At 58.7% G+C, this 6843-nt stretch carries 1 protein-coding gene and 2 pseudogenes; all 3 read right to left on the reverse strand.

What is annotated here, in order from left to right:
• Positions 1–675: 675 nt before the first annotated feature.
• Positions 676–3210, reverse strand: coding sequence for a two-component system VirA-like sensor kinase (locus tag X744_RS139940; protein WP_031261501.1), 2535 nt, complete (start codon positions 3208–3210; stop codon positions 676–678).
• A 641-nt stretch (positions 3211–3851) separates the two neighbouring features.
• Positions 3852–4302: pseudogene (locus X744_RS1000000175795) on the reverse strand (type IV secretory system conjugative DNA transfer family protein); the annotation flags it as partial.
• A gap of 2435 nt (positions 4303–6737) precedes the next feature.
• Positions 6738–6843 (reverse strand): annotated as a pseudogene (locus X744_RS1000000174250) (DNA-binding response regulator); the annotation flags it as partial.

Below are 6843 nucleotides of genomic sequence, written 5' to 3' on the forward strand. Positions count from 1 at the left end.
CTTCGTTAAGGGGTCCCGTTTGGACGAAAATCACCCCTCAAACAGGGTCCTCATTCCATGAAAAATCACAGCCGGCCTTCCCAATGGTGGGTCGAGCCGTCGCTTACCCCGTGCTTGCCTCACAGATCCGCGACCGAGAACCCAGCCTCATGCTCCCGCCCTGCCGGGGCCTAGGTCCATCTAGCATGAAAGGAACACGTCGGAACCTGTGATATCGCTTGCCCGGCCGGGCGGCGATAGCCTTGTCGGGGCAGCGAGGAGCCGTAGCCGATGATGAACGCACAGGAGAAGTCTGGCGTGAATGGGGCGATGATTGTCGAGCTTTGCTCTCGAGTCATTTCGTCAACCATCTTGCGTGACCGATTGGCGACCATCTCCTCGTCCCGACCTTATATTACCCGTCGCCTATCGCCGCCAGCGCGCAGTGACTTGTCAAGGATGGAGGCCCGCAGACCCCATCGCGCGGCGACTTGTCCTTGACGGTCACGAGCACGGCGGCAGGTTTGCCTTGGTCGGGGAGCCCTTCCTTGGGCGGAAGCCGACGACAGTGTTCGAGGGGAACTCGCCATGAGCCGGGTGCGCAGAGATCGTCCGACGCTCTTGTATTTGCTGGATCCCAGCCGGCTCCGCCTCCGACTGCCTCGGTAGCTCGGTATCCTGAGCGCGTCGGCGGCATCATGCCATTATCATCCTACGAATTGCATGCTCCATCGTCCTGGACGAGACCGGTTTGGCTAGCCAAAGGACGAAGGTCTGATTACCAGATGTGATCGGCATGGGGTCGCTTCCACCAACGACGATGATGGGCACCGTCATCAGGGTGGTACGTACGGCTTCGGGCTGTCCTGGCCCGAGGAAAGTCGCTTTATCGAAAATTAGGAGGTCGGCTGCCTTCCCGCTCTCGATCCAGTCGCAAAGACTCTCGAAGGTCGCGAAGCCGACCGGCCTATAACCCAGCGCGGCGATCTTATCCTTGTAAATCTCCAACGCTGCTGGATCGGGGTCAACGACTGCAATGATTTCTCCGTTGCCAAGTGATCCATCGCATGGGCCGAAAGCGCTATCAGCTCTGACCTGCTCCTCAGCGCAGGCCGGTAAGTAGAGATCGAAGCGTGTACCTCGGCCAACAGCCGAGGTGACGTCAAGGCATCCTGCGAGCGCGCTCACATGGCGGTCCACTGCAGCAAGACCCAGTCCGGTCCCGCCGACGCGAGAGCGCGTGGTAAAAAAGGGCTCAAAGATATGCGGAAGCACCGAACTTGCGATTCCTTGGCCATCGTCGCTGATGGAGAGGAGAACGTAATCTCCCGGTTTCAAGGTGCCCTTAGCCACGGGCTTCGATTGACAGACGTGAGCGCGAGAAACGCTAATCTCGACACGGCCCTCATTCAAGAGAGCCTCCGACGCGTTCTTGCATAGATTCATAAGGATCTGCTGTATCTCGGTCGGGCTGCCCTCGATCACCGTTTGCCACTCGTTGATCTTGAAGTTCAACTCAACATCCGCACGAAGTGTAACCCGCAGCAATGGCGCGAGATCCATTACACTCTCCGAGACGTCGAAAGGCATCGTCACGCGCTTCCGATTTCGGCTTAGTGACAAAATTTGATCAATAATCAGTTTGGCTCGGTTGCTGGCTAAGATAATTTGGCCGATGTGGCCCCGAATTCTCGAGGGGCGGCGCACAAGACCTTTAGCCATCTCTGCGTAGCCGACTATTGCTCCTAGAACATTATTGAATTCATGTGTAACGCCGCTTGCGATTGTGCCGACAGCCGTCAGCCTTTCCGCATGCTCCCATCGACTCTCAAAAAGGTTACGTTCCGTGTGTACACGTTGCATTTCAAGATGGTTGCCTAAACGCACAGTAGCGCTCGCCAGAACCAGGAGGTCGTCTGTGGAGGGTGGTGAGCGATCTCCTTCAAAAACAAGGATACAAACCGCAGCCTGCTGATCGGAGGCCCTGCAACCAACAATTTGACAAACACCGGTAGTGCCTACGGCAGTCCGAACCACTTCCGACGCCGGAACGACGCGAAACACTGGCTGTTCCGGGTGTACAAGTGAGACGACTTCATGGATTAGCGTGGCGTTCCAGACGCGCATGCGCTTGTTCGCGACAAAGTACTCGGTATTCCTGCTGATACTCGGATCCACCAGAGCAAGCGCGCATTGATCCGCATCGAAAACGCATTGAATGAGTCTAAGCGTTGCTTCGGTGGAGAAGCGCCGCGAAGCCTTCGTTGCTTGACTGTCGATGAAACAAGCTTCGATCTCACTCATCGCCGCTTCAAGCTCTAACCGCCTTTCCAACCGGTTCGTCCGCACATGCAGCGTGGAGGCTCGAATGGTCGCAAACAAGCAGAGGCATATGGACACCAAGCCAAAGAAAAGTCGTGTACGCTGCGCTTGCGCGCTGGCGAAGCTGTAGGCTTTCAGATGTTCTCGCTCCAATTCAGCAGCCTTGGCGAACGTGTCGAAGGATGGGATCCGATTGACAGCGCGGTCCAACCTCAACATTGAGGACAGGATAGCGCGGCCCTCGCGGGCAACATCCTCCGTGACTTGGTCCTGGCTAGGAGGAAGTCGGCGGAGAGACTGATCGATTTGTAATGCGAGGCTGAATCCCGGTCTGGCCGAAAATTGAAGGATCAGATTGGAAAATTCAGGCCTGTTCGACACTCCCCCCCGAAGGCGATTAGCCGAGCGAGCAAAGCGTACGAGAGAGCTTTGCAGAAGCTCATTTTGCGCGGCCGAGGCCGAGATGGCAGCTTCTGTGTTTTCGAGGGAATTTTTGAGCTGTGCAACCAACCTGGAGTGCACCCCGGAGCTCTCATTGGGCGAAATCTCAACAAGGCGTTGGTAGTTTTGGAGGTTCCTTTTTAATGCTTGCCCGGTAGAAGCAACGGAACGGAAGTCCAATACCATGTCGGCGCGGGCGACGTCTCGCTGGAGCAATGCGTAGTTGATCTGAATCGTCCGCAGTTCGCTTAGGACCGCCTCGTTGATCTGGGGGTCTTGCCACTGTATCGCGACCAAGAGCGCAACCGAGGCCACTAGGGCCATTACAGAAGCTTTGTCGGTACTGAGCCATTTTCCCCAAACGAACGGCGTTTGATCCGCGGTGCGTGCCTTGCGAAGGTCCGATTTGAATTCTAGCTCCCCATCGCGTCGGTGTGCGGCCGGATGCTGCTGGAACAGGAAAGCCAAGTGTACCTCTCCCCTCAAATAGGCGGTGTAGACGCCGTTGCACTCTGCCCCGATGGCCCGCTGACCTTCCATTGATTCGCGGGCGTTTCGACCTCGACGGCGAGGCGGCAGCACAAGGCGGGCAACTGATCGCAGTTTTCGGAACTGGTCTTCCGAGAGATCATCGAAGGGGCATACAAGCGCACGCCTGCAGCAGCCGAGGATGATACCGGTCGGTCAAACGCAACTGGCGAGGGCCGGATCTGCTGTTGGCTGGCAGCTAACACTGGCGGGGCGGCGGCCTCAACTCCGGCGTGCCTAGAGCCGGCTGCTGCGAAAGCGTCCGACACGCTTCCCTTGGGGTCATCCCGTCCAGCGGGCATCCTTGGATCGCTGAAAAAAGACGAGGCGGCTTGATGATCCTGCCCTCGCTGAAGCACCTCGCGAAACCCCTTTTCCAGTCGCAGAAGCTCCTCTGGACCGGTAGGCGGCTCGTCAGCTCGACCATCGAACAGCGGCCGGAGCGCCTCGGACACGTGCTGCTCAAAGCCCACTCGCCGGGCCTGGACCGCTTGCCCGTCTTCCAAGCCGGCGTCCTGCACCTGCGACAAAGCTGTTACACGGGATGGATTACTATTTCGCGGGTTCATACTAGCCTCACATCAAACTGTATCGTCAAAGTCCTGCGCCAATTCACACAGCGGGTCATCGAGTTGAGATTCTGCGGAGAGCGCCTCCTCTGCTCCCGTCAAGGGCGCCGGCTCCGGGAGGGCGCCTGTCTGGCTTTCAAAGATGCGTTTCAGAATGCGATCCGAAAAATATCGCACCTTCCTCAATTTTAATGGTGGCAGACCTTTGATGAGAACAATCTCGTAGTCGTCATCGAGCAGCCGAACCTGTTCGGGACGCAATAGCGGTGCACCTTGATGTGAATTCTGAATGTNCGTAGTCGTCATCGAGCAGCCGAACCTGTTCGGGACGCAATAGCGGTGCACCTTGATGTGAATTCTGAATGTTCCAATCGAACGTTCGCGCCTGGCTGTAGGAAATCGATTGGGCTTGAAATGTGAATCCACCGATAGCTTTGGAAATGTAGTTCGGAGTCTCGTCATCTACCTCGATGTTCCTAGAAGCGCGCCGGCAGCCCGGGCGGGGGGCTTGGGGTTAGACTGCCAGCGCACGCCACTCATAAAGAGCGGCCTCTTTTCGCGGTTCGGACACCCATAGTCAACCCGGCAACGTCTGGATGCCCGCTGTGCTTTTTGCAGAGCGGCGATGCCGGGCATATCGGCCGATCCTGTCTAGGATGGTGTGGCCACTCTCGTCGGCCGAGTTGATGCTCCAGCCAGTATCGCCTTGCCGACCAGCATGAGTTCGCCGTTAGCAATCCATCGTTGCGAGCCGAGACCGAGGTAAAAAGCGCGTGTTATCGACTATGTAGCTGACGCTCCCGCTGACGCAGGGTTCCCGCCATTGCCTCGAGGACTACCTCGAAATGAAATACCTCTGCACGGGCGGCATCCGAAGCATGGGCTTGCAGGGCTCGCAGACCGGTAAACCAGCGAGCCATCTCCAAATATGTGAATTGTGGATTGCTCCTCGACGGGAGCTGAGGGGCGGCTCCGCAAGCCTTACGACGCTCTTTGCGAGCCGTAGCTGCCGAGCTGGCAAAAGGCCGGGCTACGTCGCGCCAGCGCAATCGGCGCGCAGAAAATTAGGCCTACCCGCTCCGGGACCGCGGACCTCGTCAGCTTCTCGTAAGTATGCCCGAGTAGGTTGCTCAGCTGATCTGTGGACGTGAGGCTAGCGTGAACCGGCACAAATTTGACCTATCCAATGTAACAGGTTGGCGGCAGGTGCAGCCCCCGGCATCTCAAGAGCAAGCGGCACAGGCCGGGCAAGAGGGCTTTGAGCAGCGCTCGGGCGAGGCGCGCCAAGCCGCTGCCCAAATTCCCGCCCCCGGCGTTCCGGCTCTGCCAGACCCGTTCCATCCTCATCCGTCTCAGGGAGACCTGAGCCTCATCGAAGGCGCGGCCCCATGGGAAGCGCAGCCCATGATGCAAGGGAGCGGACAAGAACACGCCGCGGCGCCGTACGCCGGAGGCAGTGGGTCGATGCTGGGTGCCTCGGTGCTGCAGCCGGGTCACTCAACGGCGCGCCATCATNATGCGCCGGATTCGTCAGTGGTTGATCTGAATCCCCCCGCACCGTCCGAGTTGCGTGACCATGCTCGTTCTGTGCCGGCGGCGGTGCAGCCAGATCGCCCAAAAGTGGTCTCCGGTCCCGACAAGGGTCCTCTTTATTCCAACGATGCGACCCTTGTCGAAGGGCTGAGGTCAGCACTCTATGCCGGTAAGGTCGGGGAGATCACGGTCAAGCGCCATGTAGATATTCTTTTCGGCTTTGGTCATTGGCTCGTTGAAAATAACAAGCCGGGGATTGCGGATCGGCTTCACGAGGAGTCGCTGGATCGGGATCGCAAGGAGTACGAGATCTGGGGTGGCGGCCCCTCGGCCGTGGCTGGGTCACTGGGTCGTCTCAAGACGTGGGCGGGCGGAGCGCCAGTGGTGGGCCGCCCTGCCCTGAATCCCCACCCTGCCGACGCCGTGCTCATCAGAGAGTACACAGCGGCTCTCATCAAAGCGTACGAGGCAGCGCCGACCGGGCCGAAACCCCGTACCGTTGAGGTCTATGGGTCTGCTCTTAGACGTTTCAGTCAATGCCTGGTTGAAAACAAAAAGCCGGGGATTGCGGATCGGCTTCACGAGCGGTCGCTGGATGAAGATGCCAAGCGCTATATGAAAACCGCTGACATCAGTGCACTAACTCATGTCCGGAAGTTCGCACTCGGGCGCGAAATTGCCCTTGCTGCTCGTCCGGAAGACGCAGTCGGCATGGAGGCTCGTGCCATTGGGGACGCCGCTNCTCCGGAAGTTCCTGCCGTCCGCCGCACTCGGGCGCGAAATTGCCCTTGCTGCTCGTCCGGAAGACGCAGTCGGCATGGAGGCTCGTGCCATTGGGGACGCCGCTGCGCAGACCGCGGCACAAGCTCATGGCCACGCAGGAGAGCAGGGACCCATCTCTCGAGCTCAACAAGTCGCGCCAGCGCCGTTTGAACGGCACTTGGGCAAGAAGCGTGAGGCCCAGGACGGACTGACGAGTACACTTGACAGGAGCAACCTCGTGAACAGCGGGGGCGTCATCATAAACAATGAACATTACACAGCGCTGTTGAGACCGGCGAAGAGGCAGAGGACTGATAATCCGCAAAGCCGCGCCATGGGGCGGCAACTGAGCGAAGCAACCACGACGTCCATCAGCCAAGCCTCCGATCAAGCCCGAGCGGACCTAATGGCTTCCTTCAGAAGCAGGGAGCGCTCCGACGCGGGGCGTTGAGCTCCATGGCTGGGGTCAAGCAGAACAGCTCTCTTGACGACAGAGGCGCTGATGCGATCTCCGGACCGGTAGCTCTCGCTGTAATTGATCAGGCTGGTACTGTTGGAAGGCTTGATCAGCCTCGTCACCCCAATCTCCAGCATAGCTCACTGTCACGCGGCCAACGTGCCTCCGTAGCTAACGTCTACGTCAGCGTTGAAGAAGTACCCTGCGCCACGGGATGTTTTGACCAGGCGAGGGTTGGCCGCATCAGCCTCC

The organism is Mesorhizobium sp. LNHC252B00, from assembly GCF_000502955.1.
Lineage (GTDB): Bacteria > Pseudomonadota > Alphaproteobacteria > Rhizobiales > Rhizobiaceae > Mesorhizobium.